Source organism: Oleiphilus sp. HI0043, from assembly GCF_001634935.1.
Map to the genome: position 1 here is coordinate 1 of NZ_LWEY01000145.1, position 917 is coordinate 917.

Consider the following 917-nt stretch of genomic DNA (forward strand, 5'->3'; position numbering starts at 1 on the left):
GCCCGCCGATGAAATAAGCCACCAGCAGGCACTCTAGACTAGCAAGTTTCTAACTAGCCAACATCAATCATATGAACTGTGCCATCTGGCAGTACTTCAGAGATCTGTCCTTTTGGCTCATCCATCATTGCAGCAATGAAGAATACAATCAGTGCAGAACAACCGATCACCAAGAAGAAAGTACTGTAATCTACAAAGCTCAAAACAGTTAGGTAAGTTACTGCACCGACGTTACCATACGCTCCGGCCATACCTGCAATCTGACCTGTCATACGACGTTTGATCAGTGGAACTACCGCAAATACCGCACCTTCACCAGCCTGAACAAAGAACGAACAGCACATGGTTGCAATCACAGCAGCGGGGATCCACCAAGATGAATCAACCTGGCTCAATACAAAGTAGCCACATGCCAAACCACCAATCAAGAACATTAGAGCTTTACGACGACCAATGTGATCAGAGAACCAACCGCCAGTTGGGCGTGCAACCAAGTTCATGAAGGCAAAGCCTGAAGCCAATAGGCCCGCTTTGACAGGATCAAGACTTTCAAAAGTTTCCAAGAAGAATAGAGGCAACATTGATACAACCGCTAGTTCTGAACCGAAGGTAACGAAGTAAGACCAGTCTAGAATCGCAACTTGCTTAAAGTGGTACTTATCAAGCTCTTGGACACCGTTTGTCAGATTTTCTTTATTTACATTCCAGATAGAGTAAGTTTGGAAAACATATAGAGCGACCAAACCCGCCCAAATAACGTAAACAGCAGTCTGACTTAAGAGAGCAACACCCGTTGGAGATAGTTTCCAAGCCAACACAGCTAAGGCTGCATACATTGGAATATTCATGAACAAGTATAGGTAAAAGTCACCCCAGCTTGTTACTTCCAAACCACCTGCTTTCTTAGGCTTAAAGTA

The 917-nt window shown here is 44.5% G+C and carries 1 protein-coding gene; it reads right to left on the bottom strand.

The genetic code is table 11. From position 1 onward, the window contains the following. Positions 1–53: 53 nt before the first annotated feature. A partial coding sequence (locus A3729_RS02780; protein WP_156497598.1) for an MFS transporter occupies positions 54–917 on the bottom strand: 864 nt, incomplete at its 5' end.